18 protein-coding genes are annotated in these 16,885 nt (G+C 60.2%); 13 read left to right on the top strand and 5 right to left on the bottom strand.

Annotated elements, in window-relative coordinates; all coding sequences use genetic code 11:
* Position 1: 1 nt before the first annotated feature.
* Both ACN0Q0_RS14215 and ACN0Q0_RS14210 read left to right on the top strand, forming a co-directional pair.
* On the top strand, positions 2-928 hold the full coding sequence (locus tag ACN0Q0_RS14215) for an FAD:protein FMN transferase (protein WP_417244070.1): 927 nt from the start codon (positions 2-4) through the stop codon (positions 926-928).
* 31 nt (positions 929-959) lie between these two features.
* Positions 960-1,370 (top strand): c-type cytochrome, encoded by a 411-nt coding sequence (locus tag ACN0Q0_RS14210; RefSeq protein WP_417244069.1) that lies wholly within the window; start codon positions 960-962, stop codon positions 1,368-1,370.
* A 113-nt stretch (positions 1,371-1,483) separates the two neighbouring features.
* On the opposite strand, the gene ACN0Q0_RS14205 is transcribed toward ACN0Q0_RS14210, so the two are convergent.
* From ACN0Q0_RS14205 to ACN0Q0_RS14195, 3 genes are all read right to left on the bottom strand, one after another.
* Complete coding sequence (locus ACN0Q0_RS14205) at positions 1,484-1,726, bottom strand: hypothetical protein (protein ID WP_417244068.1); 243 nt, start codon at positions 1,724-1,726, stop codon at positions 1,484-1,486.
* Positions 1,723-2,244: a hypothetical protein gene (locus ACN0Q0_RS14200; protein ID WP_417244067.1), complete on the bottom strand. Its 522-nt coding sequence runs from the start codon at positions 2,242-2,244 to the stop codon at positions 1,723-1,725. Before ACN0Q0_RS14200 ends, ACN0Q0_RS14205 begins: the two co-directional genes overlap by 4 nt.
* A gap of 243 nt (positions 2,245-2,487) precedes the next feature.
* Positions 2,488-3,252, bottom strand: a complete 765-nt coding sequence (locus tag ACN0Q0_RS14195) for a class I SAM-dependent methyltransferase (protein WP_417244066.1) — start codon at positions 3,250-3,252, stop codon at positions 2,488-2,490.
* Positions 3,253-3,375: 123 nt separating this feature from the next.
* Here ACN0Q0_RS14195 and ACN0Q0_RS14190 point away from each other — a divergent pair, with 123 nt between their 5' ends.
* From ACN0Q0_RS14190 to tehB, 4 genes are all read left to right on the top strand, one after another.
* Positions 3,376-4,506 carry an ABC transporter substrate-binding protein gene (locus ACN0Q0_RS14190; protein ID WP_417244065.1) on the top strand — a complete coding sequence of 377 codons (1,131 nt, stop codon included), beginning with the start codon at positions 3,376-3,378 and terminating at the stop codon, positions 4,504-4,506.
* A 53-nt stretch (positions 4,507-4,559) separates the two neighbouring features.
* Entirely contained in the window at positions 4,560-5,621 is a 1,062-nt protein-coding gene (locus tag ACN0Q0_RS14185) for a FecCD family ABC transporter permease (RefSeq protein WP_417244064.1), read from the top strand.
* Positions 5,615-6,385, top strand: a complete 771-nt coding sequence (locus ACN0Q0_RS14180; RefSeq protein ID WP_417244063.1) for an ABC transporter ATP-binding protein — start codon at positions 5,615-5,617, stop codon at positions 6,383-6,385. The genes ACN0Q0_RS14185 and ACN0Q0_RS14180 overlap by 7 nt, the downstream gene beginning before the upstream one ends.
* A gap of 239 nt (positions 6,386-6,624) precedes the next feature.
* Positions 6,625-7,188: a tellurite resistance methyltransferase TehB gene (gene tehB / locus ACN0Q0_RS14175; protein WP_417244062.1), complete on the top strand. Its 564-nt coding sequence runs from the start codon at positions 6,625-6,627 to the stop codon at positions 7,186-7,188.
* 275 nt (positions 7,189-7,463) lie between these two features.
* Here the strand turns inward: tehB and ACN0Q0_RS14170 are convergent, their stop codons facing one another.
* Positions 7,464-9,221 (bottom strand): cytochrome D1 domain-containing protein, encoded by a 1,758-nt coding sequence (locus ACN0Q0_RS14170; protein ID WP_417244061.1) that lies wholly within the window; start codon positions 9,219-9,221, stop codon positions 7,464-7,466.
* Between the two features lie 136 nt (positions 9,222-9,357).
* Between ACN0Q0_RS14170 and ACN0Q0_RS14165 the strand changes: the two genes are divergently transcribed.
* The 7 genes from ACN0Q0_RS14165 to ACN0Q0_RS14135 all read left to right on the top strand — a co-directional run bounded on the left by ACN0Q0_RS14165 (position 9,358) and on the right by ACN0Q0_RS14135 (position 16,098).
* Entirely contained in the window at positions 9,358-10,572 is a 1,215-nt protein-coding gene (locus ACN0Q0_RS14165; protein ID WP_417244060.1) for an NnrS family protein, read from the top strand.
* Between the two features lie 111 nt (positions 10,573-10,683).
* Positions 10,684-11,136: a c-type cytochrome gene (locus tag ACN0Q0_RS14160; RefSeq protein ID WP_417244059.1), complete on the top strand. Its 453-nt coding sequence runs from the start codon at positions 10,684-10,686 to the stop codon at positions 11,134-11,136.
* Between the two features lie 12 nt (positions 11,137-11,148).
* Complete coding sequence (locus tag ACN0Q0_RS14155; RefSeq protein WP_417244058.1) at positions 11,149-12,519, top strand: cbb3-type cytochrome c oxidase subunit I; 1,371 nt, start codon at positions 11,149-11,151, stop codon at positions 12,517-12,519.
* A gap of 5 nt (positions 12,520-12,524) precedes the next feature.
* Complete coding sequence (locus ACN0Q0_RS14150; RefSeq protein ID WP_417244057.1) at positions 12,525-13,337, top strand: CbbQ/NirQ/NorQ/GpvN family protein; 813 nt, start codon at positions 12,525-12,527, stop codon at positions 13,335-13,337.
* An 8-nt stretch (positions 13,338-13,345) separates the two neighbouring features.
* Positions 13,346-15,304: a nitric oxide reductase activation protein NorD gene (locus ACN0Q0_RS14145; RefSeq protein WP_417244056.1), complete on the top strand. Its 1,959-nt coding sequence runs from the start codon at positions 13,346-13,348 to the stop codon at positions 15,302-15,304.
* The gene (locus tag ACN0Q0_RS14140) at positions 15,305-15,853 is read left to right on the top strand and encodes a cytochrome c oxidase subunit 3 (RefSeq protein WP_417244055.1); all 549 of its coding nucleotides are present in this window, start codon (positions 15,305-15,307) and stop codon (positions 15,851-15,853) included. It abuts the gene before it with no gap.
* Positions 15,850-16,098, top strand: a complete 249-nt coding sequence (locus tag ACN0Q0_RS14135; protein ID WP_417244054.1) for a hypothetical protein — start codon at positions 15,850-15,852, stop codon at positions 16,096-16,098. The genes ACN0Q0_RS14140 and ACN0Q0_RS14135 overlap by 4 nt, the downstream gene beginning before the upstream one ends.
* Here the strand turns inward: ACN0Q0_RS14135 and ACN0Q0_RS14130 are convergent.
* Entirely contained in the window at positions 16,095-16,793 is a 699-nt protein-coding gene (locus ACN0Q0_RS14130) for a Crp/Fnr family transcriptional regulator (RefSeq protein ID WP_417244053.1), read from the bottom strand. The two genes, ACN0Q0_RS14135 and ACN0Q0_RS14130, sit on opposite strands and share 4 nt — an antisense overlap.
* Between the last annotated feature and the right edge of the window lie 92 nt (positions 16,794-16,885).

Raw genomic sequence — 16,885 nt, 5'->3', positions numbered from 1 at the left:
CATGACGCTTTCACGTCGCCGTTTTCTGACCATTGCCTCCGCCGCTTGTTTGACGAGCGCCGCGTTCGGGGCCTGTGCATCGACCTACCGGTGGCAGGGGATTGCCCTTGGTGCCAAGGCCCAGATCATTCTGGATCATCCGGATGCCGCGCATATCTCGGCCCGCGCACAGGCGGAAATTTCCCGCCTTGAGGGGGTGTTTAGCCTCTATCGCGCCGATAGCGATCTGATGCGGTTGAACGCGGCGGGGCGTCTGGATGCGCCGTCGTTCGAGATGCTTGATTGTCTGGCCGTGGCGCGCCGCGTGCATGACATTACCGAAGGCCGGTTTGATCCGACGGTACAGCCGTTGTGGCAGGTCGTGGCACAGGCCGCGGCACAGGGGCAGGCGCCTGCGGCGGCGGATGTCGCGGCGGCGGCGGATCTCGTCGGGTTCGGGCGCGTGCGGTTCGACAGTGAGGCGGTGCAACTGGATGCGGGTCAGGCGTTGACGCTCAACGGTATTGCACAGGGGTATATCGCGGATCGTGTGGCGCAGCTGTTGCGGTCCGAGGGAATCACCGATGTATTGATTGATACCGGCGAGATTGCCGCGCTTGGCGTGGCACCGGACGGATCCGCAAACGGGGCAGGGTGGCCTGTGACCATTGCGGGCGAGAGTGCCGCGCATGTGTTGCGTGACCGTGCCATTGCGACATCGGCCCTGATGGGGACGGTTTTGGACGGGGCGGGGACGCAGGGGCACATCCTTGACCCGCGGACTGCGACATTACGTCCCCGCGGCGCCAAACAACTTTCCGTGTCTTCGCGGAGTGCGGCCCTTGCGGATGGTTTATCCACGGGGCTAAGCATGGTAGACACTGCACAAGAGGCACGTGACCTCTTGAGTATAGTCAAGGATGCGCGTCTTGAATCCTTTATCACTTGATCCGACATAGACTTATCGAAGGGACACACACATGAAAACTCTCGTTCTCGCACTTTGTGCTTTGCCACTTATGGGCTCCGCTGCATTCGCAGGTGACGCCGCTGTTGGCGAAGCGGATTTCAAAAAGTGCAAAGCTTGCCACTCGGTGACAGCGGCCGACGGCACTGTCATTCAGAAGGGCGGTAAAACCGGTCCCGATCTGGGTGGCGTGATTGGCCGTCAAGTCGGTTCCGTTGAGGATTTCCGTTACGGTGACAGCATTGTTGCCGCTGGCGAAGCCGGTGCCGTTTGGGACGAAGAAAGCTTTGCCGCTTACATCACCGATCCGAAAGCATGGCTGATCGAAGTCACAGGTGATGACGGTGCCAAAACCAAAATGACCTACAAGCACAAAAAAGGTGCCGAAGATATGGCCGCCTATTTTGTTTCGCTGAGCGAATAAAGACCGACCCGCGCGAACTTCAGGGTAAAACAACGCCGCTCCTTCGGGGCGGCGTTTTTCGTTGTGCAATTCGTTGTGCGGGGGGATGTCGGGTGGGGCGGTCGGGGCGCGCGTTATTCGGCGGCCTCGTCGAGCAGCCCCTCGACCCAACGGCCAAACAGCATCGCGGCAGGCACGCCAAGCGGCACCGACAGGCCAAGCGCCCAGACCGGGGGCAGGGCGGGCAGACCGATCACCTGCGTGACCAAAGAGGCCATGAACAGGTTGATGGCCACAGCGGCGGCGGCAAAGGGATAGAGAACCACGGTGATTTTGCGTCGCGACCACCGTGGGCCGGAAAACAGATCGTCGGTCATTTGAATGCTCCGTCAGGGCAGGGGCCAATCTCGCGTTTGGCAATCAGGTGGACGCGTACACATGACCCGTCGGGGCGCAATCCGTCAACCGCTCTGGGATCATCGGCGGCGGGCCGGATGGCGGTCAGCGGGGTTTCCAGATCAATGCGCAGGCGCGAAAACCGGCCCTCTTCCGAGGAGAGGCTTTCCTCCATCCCTGCGATGTAGCTGTGTACGAATCCGTCATAATAGGGGCCCGCACCCTCATCAAGGTCCACAAGCCACAGCTCGGGGGCGGCCTCAAGGGCGACGAGAAAGGCGTTTTGGCCGGCGTGGTAAAGGAGGGCGGCGGTCTGTGACACCACATGATCCCGCGCCTCAAGGACACGGGTATGGGCCACGGTTGCGGCAGGGTCGTTGTAAATGGTGAGGGTGCCGGTTTGGACCTCTGCCCGCCATAGGAGGTCCGAGCTTCGGCACGAAGGGATCAGAGCCGAGGCAAAACCTATGGTGGGCAGAGCCAAAAACAAGACGGTCAACAGGTGTCTCATGGCGCTAACATGCATGGGGTTTGCACCTATTCCCTTGACGAAAGTCAGGTGCGTTGCGGTTTTTCGGGACGGTTTGCGAATAGGGGGGCGGGGCGCCTGACCCGTCTGGTCACCGAACAAAGGTCGGCAGGGGCCAAGCGGCACCTCCCCCCTGAACGCGCCAAAACCCAAAGGGCCATGACGGGGGGGAGACAACAGGGTGATGAGGGGGCGTCAGGCCGCGCCGGCCCTTTATGCGGGCGGCGGCAGGCGTTTGTGCGCACAGATGGCGTAACGGTGTTCACAGCGGCGCAGCAGTGATTTGCGCCATCCCAACTGTGCGGCCTGTGCGCGGTGGATCGGGCCAAGGCGACGGTCGATCCTGACGGGTGAAAACCCCGCATTGCCCAACAGGTGTGCCACCGCATCGGCCCGCGCCCCTTGCGAGAAATGGACCTGTGACAGGATCTCCTTGTGGCGGGCGGCGTGTCCGTGGGTGGCGGCGGGGGCAAACCGCGTCATCATCCGCGCCACCCAGTTCCGGGTGACGAAATCACCGTCGACGACCAACAGGATCCCACCGGGGGTCAGGACCCGATGCCATTCGGCAAAGGCCGCGGCCGGATCGACCAACGTCCAGACAAGGTGGCGCGTCACGATCACGTCCATACTGGCCGGTGGCAGGGTTGTGCGCTCTGCGTCCGCTTGCAGGAATGTGACATCGGGTAGCTTTGCCCGCGCCCGCTCCAACATCGGTTCGGACCAGTCCAGTCCCGTTGTCTCGAACCCCATTGCGTTGCACAGGCGGGAAATTTCGCCGGTACCAGACGCGAGATCAAGCAGCCTGCGCCCGCGGGCCGCGCCAAGGTGTTTGTGAAACAGGGCCTCCCACGCCGCCATTTCGGCACCGTCGGTGATCTTGTGGCCGGGATCGTTGTCAAAGGTCGCGGCGCGATCGGACCAGTAATCGCGGATCTCGTCCCTGATGGTCCGGTTGGCGTGCTGTGTGGCGGTCATGGTGGTTCCCATTCGAGTTTTCCGAGATTTCTAGTATCCGAGTGTTTTTGTCAACTTATATCTTGACTAAAACACTAAGGTACATCTATCCCGTCCAGAGTTACTGAAACCAAGGACACAAATATGACCCTTCGATTTTTGATTGGCGCGACTGTGCTGACACTTTTGCCTACCCTGACACTGGCTGATCCCATAACCCTGACCGATATCGCGGGGCGCGAAGTGACGTTGGACGGCCCCGCCGATCGCGTGATTCTCGGTGAGGGGCGACAGATCTTTTTCGCGGCTGTTCTGGACGGGGATGACCCGTTCCAACGTGTTGTGGGTTGGCGTGACGACCTGCTTCAGGCCGCGCCGGAGAGCTACGCGCTTTATGCCGAGAAATTCCCGCAGATTGCCGACATCCCCACGTTTGGCGGGTTCAAGGACGGCACATTCGACATCGAACAGGCTGTTGCCCTTGATCCCGATGTGCTGATTTTGAACCTTGAGGCAAAGGCGGCCACCGAGGAAGCGGGCTATGAGGAAAAACTCGCCAAGGTCGGTATTCCCATCGTCTATGTCGATTTTCGTGAAAAGCCGTTTGTGCATACGTCCCGGTCGATGCAGATCATCGGCCAGTTGTTTGGCAAAGACGACCGTGCCGCCGAATTCAATGCCTTTTATGACGCCCAGATGGCCCGCGTGACGGATGTCATCGCCGCGCAACCGGACCTTGAGCGTCCGCTTGTGTTTGTCGAACGCGCCGGCGGTTATTCCGAGGACTGTTGCATGTCTTTCGGTCACGGCAACTTTGGCACGTTTGTCGACGTGGCGGGGGGCGAAAACATGGCCGCTCCGTTTATCCCCGGTACGTTCGGAACGGTGAATGCCGAACAGGTGATCGCGTCGAACCCCGACCAGATCGTCGTCACGGGCGGCAATTGGGAGGCCTATGTGCCGGGCGGGGCATGGGTCGGTCTTGGCCCCGATGCTGATGAGGCCGAGGCGCGTGTGAAACTGGCCGCGCTGATGCAGCGTCCCGGATTTACCGGTGTCAAAGCGGTGGAAGAGGGTCAGGTCCACGCGATCTGGCACCAGTTCTACAACAACCCCTACAGCTTTATCGCTGTGCAGCGGTTGGCAACGTGGCTGCATCCCGACCTGTTCCCCGATCTCGATGCCGAGGCGACGTTGGCCGAACTTCATGCGCGGTTCCTGCCGGTTGATTACCGCCCGGGGTACTGGGTGTCGCTGGATGCCGCGGCGCATTGATCTGATCTGATGGGGCGGCCTTTGGGTCGCCCCTAACCTGTGGAGCATTTCCCATGACTGCTGTGACTGAACATACCCCCTCGCACGCCGAAAGCTATCGCGGTCTGGTTGCGCGGCGGATCCTGATTTTGGGCGGTCTGACCGTTCTTTTGCTGCTCTCTCTGGCGGTCGATGTCGCACTTGGGCCGGCGCGGTATTCCCTGCCGGATGTGTTGCGCACGGTTTTCGCCCCCGGTGCGGCCGAGGTGCAGATGCGCGTTGTGGTCTGGGATATCCGGATGCCGATGGCGCTGTTGGCCGTGACCGTTGGTGCGAGCCTGTCGTTGGCGGGGGCACAGATGCAGACGATTCTTGCCAACCCGTTGGCCAGTCCCTTTACCCTCGGGTTGTCGGCGGCGGCGAGTTTCGGGGCGGCTTTGGCGATGGTGTTGGGCGTCTCCCTGTTTCCCGCCGCCATTGCGTTGATGGTGCCGATCAATGCCTTTGCCATGGCGATGGCGGCATCGCTGTTGATCTTCGGGTTGTCGACGTTGCGCGGGGTGACGGTGGAAACCATCATCCTGTTGGGGATTGCGTTGGTTTTTTCGTTCAACGCGGCGTTGGCGTTGTTGCAATTTTTCGCCTCCGAACAGGCGCTGTCGGCGGTGGTGTTCTGGACCATGGGCAGCCTGACAAAAGCGACATGGGCCAAAGTTGCCGTCACCGCGGCGATTCTGGCGGTGTGCGCCCCGCTGTTCGCGCGCCGTGCCTGGGCGCTGACGGCGATCCGTCTGGGCGAAACCCGCGCGGCGGCCATGGGCGTGCCGGTCAAGCGGTTGCGCCTCGAATCGCTGTTTCTCGTATCGTTGCTCGCCGCCGTTCCGGTCTCATTCGTCGGGACGATCGGCTTTATCGGCATTGTCGGGCCGCATGTGGCGCGGTTGTTGTTGGGCGAGGATCAACGGTTCTTTTTGCCCGGGGCGATGCTGTCGGGGGCGGTGATCCTGTCCGCGACCTCGGTCCTGTCCAAGGCCATCCTGCCCGGTGCGGTCTTGCCCATCGGGATTATCACGGCTCTCGTCGGTGTGCCGTTTTTCGCCGCGCTCATTTTGACAAAAGGACGTAAATCATGGTGACTCTCGCTCTTGATCAAATCGGCGCACGCTACGGACGGCGCACGGTTCTGGCCGGTGCATCCACACCGCAGATTCCGGGGGGCAGTTTGACGGCCTTGGTCGGGGCGAATGCGGCGGGAAAGTCGACCCTGTTCCGGCGCATGGCGGGACAGTTGCGCGGCGCGGGCGCGGTGCGTTTGTCGGGTGCTGTGCGTGATGACCTGCGGTATATGCCCCAAGATACCGGCATGAGTGCGGCGCTCACGGTCTATGAATCCATCATACTCGCGTTGAAGCAGGGCCGTGGCGGGTGGCGGTTGTCCACACCGGAACTGGCGGCGGTTGATACCGTGCTGCACCAGTTCGGCGTGGCCCATCTGGCCGACCTGCAATTGCCGGAACTCTCGGGCGGTCAGCGACAGGCGGTGTCCATTGCCCAAACCCTGGTGACGCGGCCCAAGGTGGTTTTAATGGACGAACCGACCTCGGCACTGGATCTTTACCGTCAGTATGAGGTTCTCGAGGCGCTGCGCCAGTATGCGCGTGACACGGGGGCGGTCATGATCCTTGCGCTGCACGATCTCAATCAGGTCATGCGGGCCTGTACCACCGTGATGGCGCTCGGACAGGGGCGTATCCTTGCGACCGGCCCCACGTTGGAGGTTCTGACGCCGCAGATGATCAGTCAGCTTTACGGCATCGACAGCCGCGTTGAACGGTGTTCGCGCGGGTGTCCCATGATGATCGTTGACGGACCGGCCCGACACAGCCACACCGCAGCGTAGCGTCGTAAAAATCCCGCGTTCGGGCCGCTGCGTGCCGGTGTTGGCGCGGGGCCGTGCCGGCCTGTCTGCGGCGCTTTCGCACGCGGGTGTATTCGGGGTTGATCGCAGGGGAGCACCGTGATCCTAGAGAGGGGCGTACACAGGTGCGTATTCCTGTGTGTCCATGACATTGGCCGCAGACGGTTTGATGTTTGCAGTGCGAGGCCCCCCGAACAGGCCGCCCCATATCGGAGATAACAATGACAGATCTGAACAGCCTTTACGGCATAACCCCGCCTCATAGCGAAGTGATCGACGCCTGTACCCATATCAAACCGTGCAGCGTGCTTGATATGGGATGCTCCAGTGGCCGCAATGCCCTGTACCTGAGCCAACTGGGGTTTGATGTCACCGCCGTGGACAGCAATGCCAATGCGCTTCAGGCGCTGCAGTCTATTATTGAGCACGAAGACATCAGCAATATCGACCTGCGCATGTATGACCTCAACCACGCCGCTCTGGATGCCGATTACGGGTTTATTTCGTGTACCGTGACGCTGATGTTTCTGGACCCCGCGCGGGTCGCGGCGGTTCTGGCCGATATGCAGGCGCATACTGTCCCCGGTGGTTACAACCTGATCGTTTGTGCGATGGATACGGACGCGCATCCCTGTCCGGTCCCCTTTCCGTTTACGCTACAAGAGGGGCAACTCGGCGCGATCTATCAGGGGTGGGAGATGCTCAAGTCGAACGAGGATCTTGGCACCATGCACAACGGGGCGCAGCTCCAGTTTGCAACGATGTTGGCGCGTAAACCGCTCTAGGCGAGGCGTCGAGCCTCGGGCCTTATGCCCCTGACCCTGTGACACGATCCCGAAAGCGGGCCGTTTGCCATGTGTCTTCCCTCCTTTGACGGGGACACTTTGGCGGGCGGCCTGTTTTTTGGTCCGTCGGCGGGCATGGGGATGTCGGGTGCGGCCGGTGTGACGGGCGGCGCGGGACAAAAACAAACCGGCCACGCGGTGAGGCGTGGCCGGGCTGCTTATCGGTGACAACTACGCGAACAGCGCCCCGATAAGTGTGGAAAGTCTATCAAGGATTAATAGACGTCCTTTTGTGTGTTGTAGACGTTGAATTTGCCTGTTGGTGTGATCAGGCGCGGATCCTTGATGACCTTTTTCAGCTCAAGGGTCGCGTCGTCGACAACAACGATGGCGCTTTCCTGGTCTTTGGAGTTCCACACGGAGAACCAGACTTCGGTCCCCTGTTTGTTGAACTCGGGTTGCACAACGCGTGGTTGCCCACCTTCGATGCCGGCCCATTCACCGATTGGAAGAACAGTGTAGTCCTCTTCGGTTTCGCGGTCGCCATCCATTTCCGAGATTTTGAACACGGCCACAGAGGCGGATGTGTCTTCGTCAGGGTTGAGTGGCGCGTCGACATAGAGGTGGTCGGAGTTGGGGTGTGTTTTGATAAACAGCGACCCGCCGCCCAGACCGTAGAAGCTATCGACGAGTGTCCATGCCTGTTCGGGGTGACCCTCGGGGTCCGTGCCGATCAACGCAATGCTTTCATCGCCCAGGTGCGAGGTGGACCAGACGGGACCGAACACAGGGTGCATGAAGTTGGCGCCGCGACCCGGGTGAGGTGTCTGGCCTTCGGTTTCGACCAATGCGGTCAACTTGCCTTCTTTGGTGTCCACGACCGCAATTTTGTTACGGGCGTTGGCGGCCACCATGAAGTAACGGTGGGTGCTATCAAGGCCCCCATCGTGCAAGAAGCGTTCCGCTTCGATTTCGACGGTTTTGAGGTTTTTCAGGTCGGAGTAGTCGACCATCAAAATCTTGCCCGTCTCCTTAACGTTAACGATGAATTCAGGCGCATAGTGCGACCCAAGGATCGAGGCCACACGGGGTTCGGGGTGGTAGGTCTGTTCGTCGTAGATGTTGCCACGGGTCGAGACGATTTTGAGCGGCTCAAGCGTGTCGCCATCCATGATGACATATTGTGGAGGCCAGTAGGCACCGGCGATCACGTATTTGTCCTCGTAGCCTTCGTATTTCGAGGTCTCGACGGAACGGGCTTCCATGCCCATCTTGATTTTGGCAACGGTATCGGGGTTTTCCATCCACAGGTCGATCATGTTGACCAGACCGTCACGGCCGATCACCATCAGGTAGCGACCCGATGCCGAGATACGGCTGATGTGAACGGCATAACCGGTGTCGATGATCGAGCGGATTTCTAGGGTATCGCCGTCAATCAGGGCCACTTGGCCTGCGTCGCGAAGCGTGACAGACATCAGGTTTTCGATGTTGATGTCGTTCATTTTCTCGGTTGGGCGATCCTCGGGTGCTACGATAACTTCCCAGCTGTCGAGCATTTCGGGCATGCCCCACTCGGGTGGCGCTGGTGGCTCGAGCAACAGGTAGCGGGCCATCATGTTGATCTGTTCTTCGGACAATTGGCCCGATGTACCCCAGTTGGGCATCCCTGCGGGCGAACCGTAGGTCAGAATGCTTTCGAGGTAGTCATAGCCGTGCTCGCGTGTGATATCGGGGGTCAGCGGTTTACCGGTGGCCCCTTTGCGCAGCACGCCGTGACAACCGGCGCAGCGTTCGAAATAGATTTTTGTCGCAGCCTGGAATTCTGCGTCTGTCATAACGGGGTCGCCGGGTTTCATCCCTGGCACTTCGACGCGAATTTCGCCGAGTGTCGTCATGGAGGGGGAATAGGCGGCGGCCGCATCGCTACCGTGGGAGTTGTCCTGGGCAAGCGCGGGGGCGAGGCCGCCGGCGAGCAACAAGGCAGCTGTGCCGAGTAGGGACCGTTTGAGCGTGGTGGCTCGGGTGAACATCGTATTTCTCCATTGAGCTGTTGAAGTCGGGGTGAACCTCACGCTTTTGTGAGAGCCCGACCTTGATATATGTTAAGGTGGGGTGCGACATTTTGGGCCCCTATGCGGGCACATCGCGCAGATCAGGAATGGCAAAATGAAACAGGTTCTTCGTCTTCTTGTTGGAGAAGGATTCCGCGTCTTCTTTTTGGGCGCGGGGGTGTTCGGTTTTGTGTCCGTTCTTGTTTGGACCGCCTATCAGGTGGCGTTGAGCGCGGGGGGGGGATTCGATTTGCCCACCGCCAGTGCGCCGCATCTGTGGCACGGTCACGAGATGATCTTTGGCTACGGCGGCGCGACACTGGCCGGTTTCTTTTTGACGGCGGTCCCCAACTGGACGGGGGCCAAAGCCGCGCCGCACCGCTTTATCGCGCTTGTCGCGGGATTGTGGGTGGCGGGGCGTGTGGTGGTCTGGATGTCGGGCGTTGTGCCGCCGGTCATCGTGGCCGTGATCGATCTGTCGTTCGCGCCGGTTCTCGGTGCCAAAATCGCCACGCAACTGCTCAAAAAGCCCAAACCCCAGAACATGGTGTTCTTGTTGTTCCTCACATATTTCTGGAGTGCGAACCTGTTGGTGCATCTGGACTGGATGGGCCTGTCGGGCGGATCGGCCGAGGTCGGGTTGCGCGGCGGGCTTATGGCGCTTGTCGGGATGATCATCGTGCTCGGGGGGCGGGTCACGCCCGCGTTCACCCGTAACGCAATGCACCGCGCGGGACTGGAAGAGGGCATGCCGCGCGATCCACAGGTGTTCACGCCTCTGGCGATCGGCCTTGCCGCGCTGCTGCCGCCTGTTGCGATGCTCGGCGACGGGTCGGCGGTGAGCGGTGTGATCTATCTGGCGGCGGGGATATTCGCCTTGGTGCGGGTGGGGTTCTGGCACACGCGGTTTCAGTGGAGCCAACCGATTCTATGGAGCCTGCATCTGAGTTACGCCTCGATCGGGGCGGGTTTGGTGCTTAAGGGCCTTGCGCCGTTTACCGGACTGTCCGAAGTCGCGGGTCTGCATTTTCTGGCGATTAGCGGCGTGGGCGGGATGACATTCGCGGTCATGGCGCGCGCAAGCCTCGGTCATGCGGGTCTGGCGCTTGTGGCGATGCGGCCCGTTGTCATGGGATTCGTGGCGCTTCCGCTTGCCGGGCTTGTCCGTTGGGCGGGCGGCACCTTTGGCGGCGATCTTTATGCGCTGTCGATCTGGGTGTCCGGCGGATTGTGGCTTTTGGCCTTTGGCGGGTTCCTCGTGGCCTATGCGCCAATCTTTACCACGCCGCGTGCGCCACGCGCGCCGGTCGGGCCACCGCCCACAAGGTAAAACGCACATTTTCGGACGAATTTTGTCGGCAATTGACTTTCGTTAAGGAGGAACGTTAGCCTTGAACGCATCTAAGGTTACCGTAACTGCTCAAGTCAAGGAGACTACGCCATGCGCGAAGTCATGACCAAGAGCATGGCCCGCAACATCTTTTACGGCGGGTCATTGTTCTTCATTCTCATCTTTTTGGGGCTATCCGTGCATAGCCACATCTATATCGTAAATACCTCAACGGACACCGCCACGCTGACGCCGTCCGTTAAACACGGCAAACACCTTTGGGAACAACACGGCTGTGTGAACTGTCACACAATTCTGGGGGAAGGCGCGTACTTTGCGCCCGAGCTTGGCAATGTGATGACCCGTTGGGATGTAACCGACGATCCCGAAGCCGCGTTTGAAAGTCTCAAAGGCTGGATGATGGCCATGCCCACAGGCATCGAAGGCCGTCGTCAAATGCCGTTTTTTGATCTGAACGACGAAGAATATCGCGCGCTCAGTGATTTCCTGTTGTGGACCAATACGATCCGCAATCAGGACTGGCCACCGAATGACGCGGGCTAAGGGAGACATAAAATGAAATACCAAACCCAAAAAATCGCGATGGCCTATTTCGTGTTTGCGATGTCGTTGTTCGCGGTCCAGGTCTCGCTTGGACTCGTTATGGGCTGGATCTATGTGGACGGAACTTTCCTGTCCGAGCTCCTGCCGTTTAACATTGCCCGTATGCTCCACACCAACTCGTTGATTGTGTGGCTGCTGACCGGCTTCTTCGGCGCGGCCTACTACCTCATCCCCGAGGAAGCAGAGCGCGAAATCCACTCGGCCAAACTGGCCTATTTGCAACTGGCGATTCTGGTTCTCGGAACCGTGGGCGTTGTGTTGACCTATCTGTTCAACCTGTTCGACGGGAACTTCCTGTTGGGCAAAGAGGGGCGTGAGTTCCTTGAACAGCCCCGTTGGGTCAAGGCGGGCATCGTCGTTGCCGCTCTCATTTTCCTCTACAACATCTCGATGACGGTTCTCAAAGGTCGCAAGACCGCGATTACCAACATCATGTTGCTCGGTCTTTGGGGCATCGCGCTGTTGTTCCTCTTTGCCTTCTACAACCCCTCCAACCTTGCGCTTGACAAGCAATACTGGTGGTACGTTGTTCACCTCTGGGTCGAAGGCACATGGGAATTGGTCATGGCCGGTATTCTCGGCTTCCTGATGCTCAAGCTGACGGGTGTGGACCGCGAAGTGGTGGAAAAATGGCTCTATGTCATCGTTGCCACCGCGCTGTTCTCCGGCATCCTCGGCACCGGTCACCACTACTACTGGATCGGTACTCCCGGGTACTGGCAGTGGATCGGTTCGATCTTCTCCGCGCTCGAAGTTATTCCGTTCTTTGGCATGATGGCCTTTGCCTTTGTCATGGTCTGGAAGGGTCGTCGCGACCATCCGAACAAGGCGGCTTTGTTGTGGTCGCTCGGGTGTGCCACGCTTGCCTTCTTTGGCGCCGGTGTCTGGGGCTTCCTGCACACGTTGCACGGGATCAACTACTACACCCACGGGACGCAGATCACGGCGGCCCACGGCCACCTCGCGTTCTTCGGGGCCTACGTTGCGCTTAACCTTGCGATCATCACCTATGCGATGCCGCAACTGCGTGGACGTGATCCCTACAACCAGGTGCTTAACATGGCGTCCTTCTGGCTGATGTCAGGTGGTATGTTGTTCATGACCTTTACGCTGACATTCGCTGGCACGGTTCAAACCCACCTGCAGCGCGTCAACGGCGAATATTTCATGGATGTTCAGGACCAGCTCTGGGTCTTCTATGTGATGCGCTTCGGATCCGGTGTCGCAGTGGTGTTGGGTGCAATTCTCTTCATCTACTCGGTCATGGTTCCACGTCGCGAAGTCATTACCGCCGGTCCTGTGGTTGAATCCGCAGCGGAGTGATGGACATGAAAGACCTCAATCAAACATCAACGAAAGGGGCGGCTGACGCCCCTTTCTACCTTCCGCAGGGCGACGAAGTCTCTGTGTTCGAGGCCGCCGCAAAACACGATTTGCCGATCCTTCTCAAGGGGCCGACAGGCTGTGGTAAAACGCGGTTCGTGGCCTATATGGCTGCCCGTTTGGGCCGTCCTCTCTATACGGTTGCCTGTCACGATGATCTGTCTGCGGCCGACCTGATCGGGCGTTACCTGCTCAAGGGCGGGGAGACGGTCTGGGTCGACGGGCCGCTGACCCGCGCGGTGCGCGAAGGGGCGATTTGTTACCTCGACGAAGTGGTCGAGGCGCGCAAAGACGTGGCCGTGGTGTTGCACCCGCTCACCGATGACCGCCGCATTTTGCCGATTGACCGCACCGGCGAAGAGATCGCTGCGGCGCCCGGGTTCATGCTCGTGGCCTCGTACAACCCCGGCTACCAGAACATTCTCAAGACGCTGAAGCCCTCGACTCGGCAGCGGTTTCTGGCGCTTGATTTCGCCTTTCCGACACCCGAGTTGGAGATCCCCGTTGTGGCCGCCGAAAGCGGATTGCCCGAGGATCGTGTCAAGCCGCTCGTGCGTTTGGCCAACAAGCTGCGCGATATGAAAGGTCAGGACATCGAAGAGGGTGTCTCCACCCGTCTCGTCGTCTATGCGGCCACGCTCATTGCCGGTGGCATGCCGATCGAGCGGGCGATTGAAACCGCGATGATTGAACCGCTGACCGATGATGCGGATACGAAACGCGGGCTTCTCGACCTTGTCACAGCCGTCTTCGGGTGAGGCCGGTTATGGGCAAGATCGAATTTGAGCCGTGGGAACCCGAAGAAACCATCGGGAAGATATGGCACAAATGGGCCAGCCGCTTTGATGCGCCCGAGGCGTATGAGGGAGCGCGTGTCGATCTGTCCCTGATCGATGTGCGGCTGGCTGTCTTTTATCGCGGGATGGGCGGGGATCCGTCGGTCGAGATCAAACCGATTTCGGACGAACAATCGCATCACCGCCTGTCGCGTCTGCGCGCCCTTGGCACCTATGCAGAGGAGCTGCCGCGTGCCAGTTTCGACGGAAGTGCCTTGCGCTTGCCGTCCTCTTTGGCGGTGTTTCCCGCCGAGCAAATGAACGCGGCCGCCTATGTGTGGCTTGCCGCGATCGGCGCGGCGACCCATCCTATTGCGCAGGTTGACGACCCGCTTGTCAGCGATCTGATGACGCTTGCGCAAGTGCGGGCTGCGTTGATCCGGACCCATCTGGATGCTCCGGGATTGCGCGCACTCTATTCGGAGTTGTGCGAGATTTTGCTTGCCGCGCGCACCACACCGGCCCTGCCACAGGCCGAACGCGCCGTCGAAGAGGTTATCCGCCTGATGCTCGGGGCCGATGTGACCCTGTCGGACAAGGCGCAGAAAATGTGGGACAGCGTGCAAAGCGGCGACTATTCCATCTGGCGTGCGCCGCGCAAATACCGTCCGTTTTTGCCGGTTCCGATCTGGGTCGAGCCACGGGTGCAAACCCTGTCGATGGGCGATGCGGTCGAAACGCAAGAGGCCGAACTGGCCAATGACCAAAGCCAGGACGAAGACACCAAACCGCGCCGTGCGCGGCGTCACCGCTCTGACCAGATCGAGCGCAAGGACAGTCTTATCCTGCACAAATTCGAAGCCATTCTCAGCTTTGCCCAATTCGTCAATCTCAATCGCCGGGTGGAGGATGATGACGAGGACAACGCCAAAAAATCCGCCGATGACCAAGAGGAAATCGGCCTTGGCCAGATCAAAAAGGCGCCGGCAACGCGGTTGCGGCTTCACCTTGATCTCGCACCCGAAGACGCGGACATTGAACGGATTTCCGACAAGGTGACCTATCCCGAATGGGATGTGCGGCGCGGTGTCTATTTGCCGGATCACACCCGCGTTCTGGCGCACCGGATCGAGGCGGATACCACCGCCGAGACCGTATTCGATTATGAGGCACGCAAACGCATTCGCGCGGTAAAGCGGCAATTCGAGGCCTTGCGGCCCTCGCTTATCTCGACCTCCGGCCATTTGGATGGCGACGAGTTGGACAGCGAACGCGCCGTGCGGGCCGTGGCGGATTTCGCCGCAACGGGGGAGAGCGACGGACGGGTGTGGCGGCAAAACCGCCCCCTCAAACGCGATCTCGCCGTGTCGATCCTGCTCGATGTGTCGCGCTCGACCGAGGCCACCGTGACGTGCCACCGTGGCCGCGCCCGTCCGGTGATCGACATCGAACGCGAGGCGCTTGCCGCCCTTGCGTGGGGTCTGGATGCCTGTGGCGATGCCTTTGCGATCAACGGGTTTTCGTCAATCAAACGCGACCGCGTGTTTATGGCCGAGGCCAAGGGATTCAACGAGCCGATGGGCGCGGGTGTCGAGGCGCGGATTGCCTCGCTCAAGCCCGGGTTTTACACCCGTCTGGGGGCCGCGATCCGTCATGCAAGTACGGGGTTGACCGAACAGGGCCACATGCGGCGGCTGTTGTTGGTGATCACCGATGGCAAGCCCAACGATCTGGACCACTACGAGGGGCGCCACGGGATCGAGGATAGCCGCAAGGCGGTGATGGAGGCGCGTCGCGCCGGTCATTCGGTGTTCGGTATCGCGGTGGACCGCGATGGCAAGGCATGGTTCCCGCGCATTTTCGGGCAGGGCGGTTATGCGCTTGTCCCCGATCCCGAACGCCTGAGCGAGGCGTTGCCGCGCATCTATGCACAAATCGTCGGGCGCTAAATGACCGACCATAGGGCAGACACGCGCGAGACCGGCGAGCAGCTTCCGCATGATTTGATGGTCTGGATTTTGATCATCTCCGAGATGTTGGTGTTCGGTGCCGGTCTTTGGGCGTTTTTGGCGGTGCGGATGACGGATGTGGCGGGTTTTGCGCAGGCCGCAAGCCACCTGCACCCCGTTGCGGCGGGTCTGGGGACGATTTTGTTGGTCACATCGGGCTTTTTCGCGGCTGTCGGCATGCGGTTGCAGCGCTCCGCCCCTTTGGTGCTTGCCGCGCTTGGCGGGGTCGGGTTTTTGTGGCTGAAGTCCCACGAATGGGCCAGTTTGATCGGGGCGGGACTGTCCACCGAGAGCCATCCGTTTTTTACATTCTACTACCTTTTGACCGGCTTTCACGCGGCGCATGTGGTTGCGGGGATCATCCTGTTGCTGTTGGTGGCATGGCGCAAACGCGCCACCGAAGTGTCCGCCGCCGTGGCGTTCTGGCACATGGTTGATCTGGTCTGGGTCATGTTGTTCCCCGTGATCTATCTGTTGGGGTCGCTATGAAACGGTTGATAATGGCATGGGTGATTGTGGTTGTGGCCAGTCTCCTGACGACCGGTCTGGCCGTGATGCATGGCTCCGGGATCTGGGTCGCGCCCGCGTTGATGGTGTTGGCGTTGATCAAGTCGCGGGTGATTCTGGCGCAGTATCTCGATCTTTACACAGCGCCGCGCATGTTGTCGGGCATGACGGCGGTGGTCGTGTTGTGGTCCGCGGTGGCGCTTGTGTTGATTATGGCCGCGTCTTAGCGCGTCCACCCGGCGGCGGGGTCGTCCTCGGCATAGGCCCGCAGCATTTCGATATCTTCGATTTCGGCGGCGTTCTGACGGACCTTCACACCCTTGTCCTTGAGCTTGGCAAAGGCGCGTGACAGGCTTTCGGGTTTCATGCCCAGACGTCCCGCGATGAGAACCTTGTCGTAGGGCAGGGTGACCTCGCACGATCCGATTTCACAGGCGGCAAGATCAAGCAGGAATTCGGCCACGCGCTGTGGGCCGGTGCGCGATTTCAGCTGTTCGACCTGAGCCACCAGATTGTGCAGGTGGGCATAGGTTGCGGTCAGCATGGCGATGGCGATTTTGGGGTTGTCTTCGAGGTGGCGCAGCAACATCGCGGCATCGATTCGCACCAGTTCGCAATCGGTCACGGCCTCGGCGGACACGGGATAGGTGTCCGAGCGCAGCGCCACGGCCTCGCCAAAGGAGTGGCCTTTGGTAAAGGCGCCGACCACAGCTTCGGATCCATTGGCGGCCACGCGATAGAGTTTCACCCACCCGTCGGCCACGATGTAGATCGCATCCGCAGGGTCGTCTTGTAAAAAGATGGTGCTGCCACGGGTGTGTTGGGTGACACGCGCATTCTCAAGCAGGGCATCGACGAGCAAGGCGGGCGCATTTGCGAATAGCAAAGAGCGGCGTGCAATCATTTCGACGTCGGGGCGCATGGCGTAGAACCTGTTTTTGTTCGCGTATCGCGGGAACCCTAATCGTGAACGGGCGCAGTTGCAAACAGACCGTGGGGGAAGGTCGCGGGGGA

This window comes from Celeribacter sp. (assembly GCF_048259695.1).
In the GTDB taxonomy this organism is placed as follows: Bacteria; Pseudomonadota; Alphaproteobacteria; order Rhodobacterales; family Rhodobacteraceae; genus Celeribacter.
The sequence above is the reverse complement of the archived record's forward strand: the minus strand, read 5'-3'. Positions and strand labels throughout refer to the sequence as shown.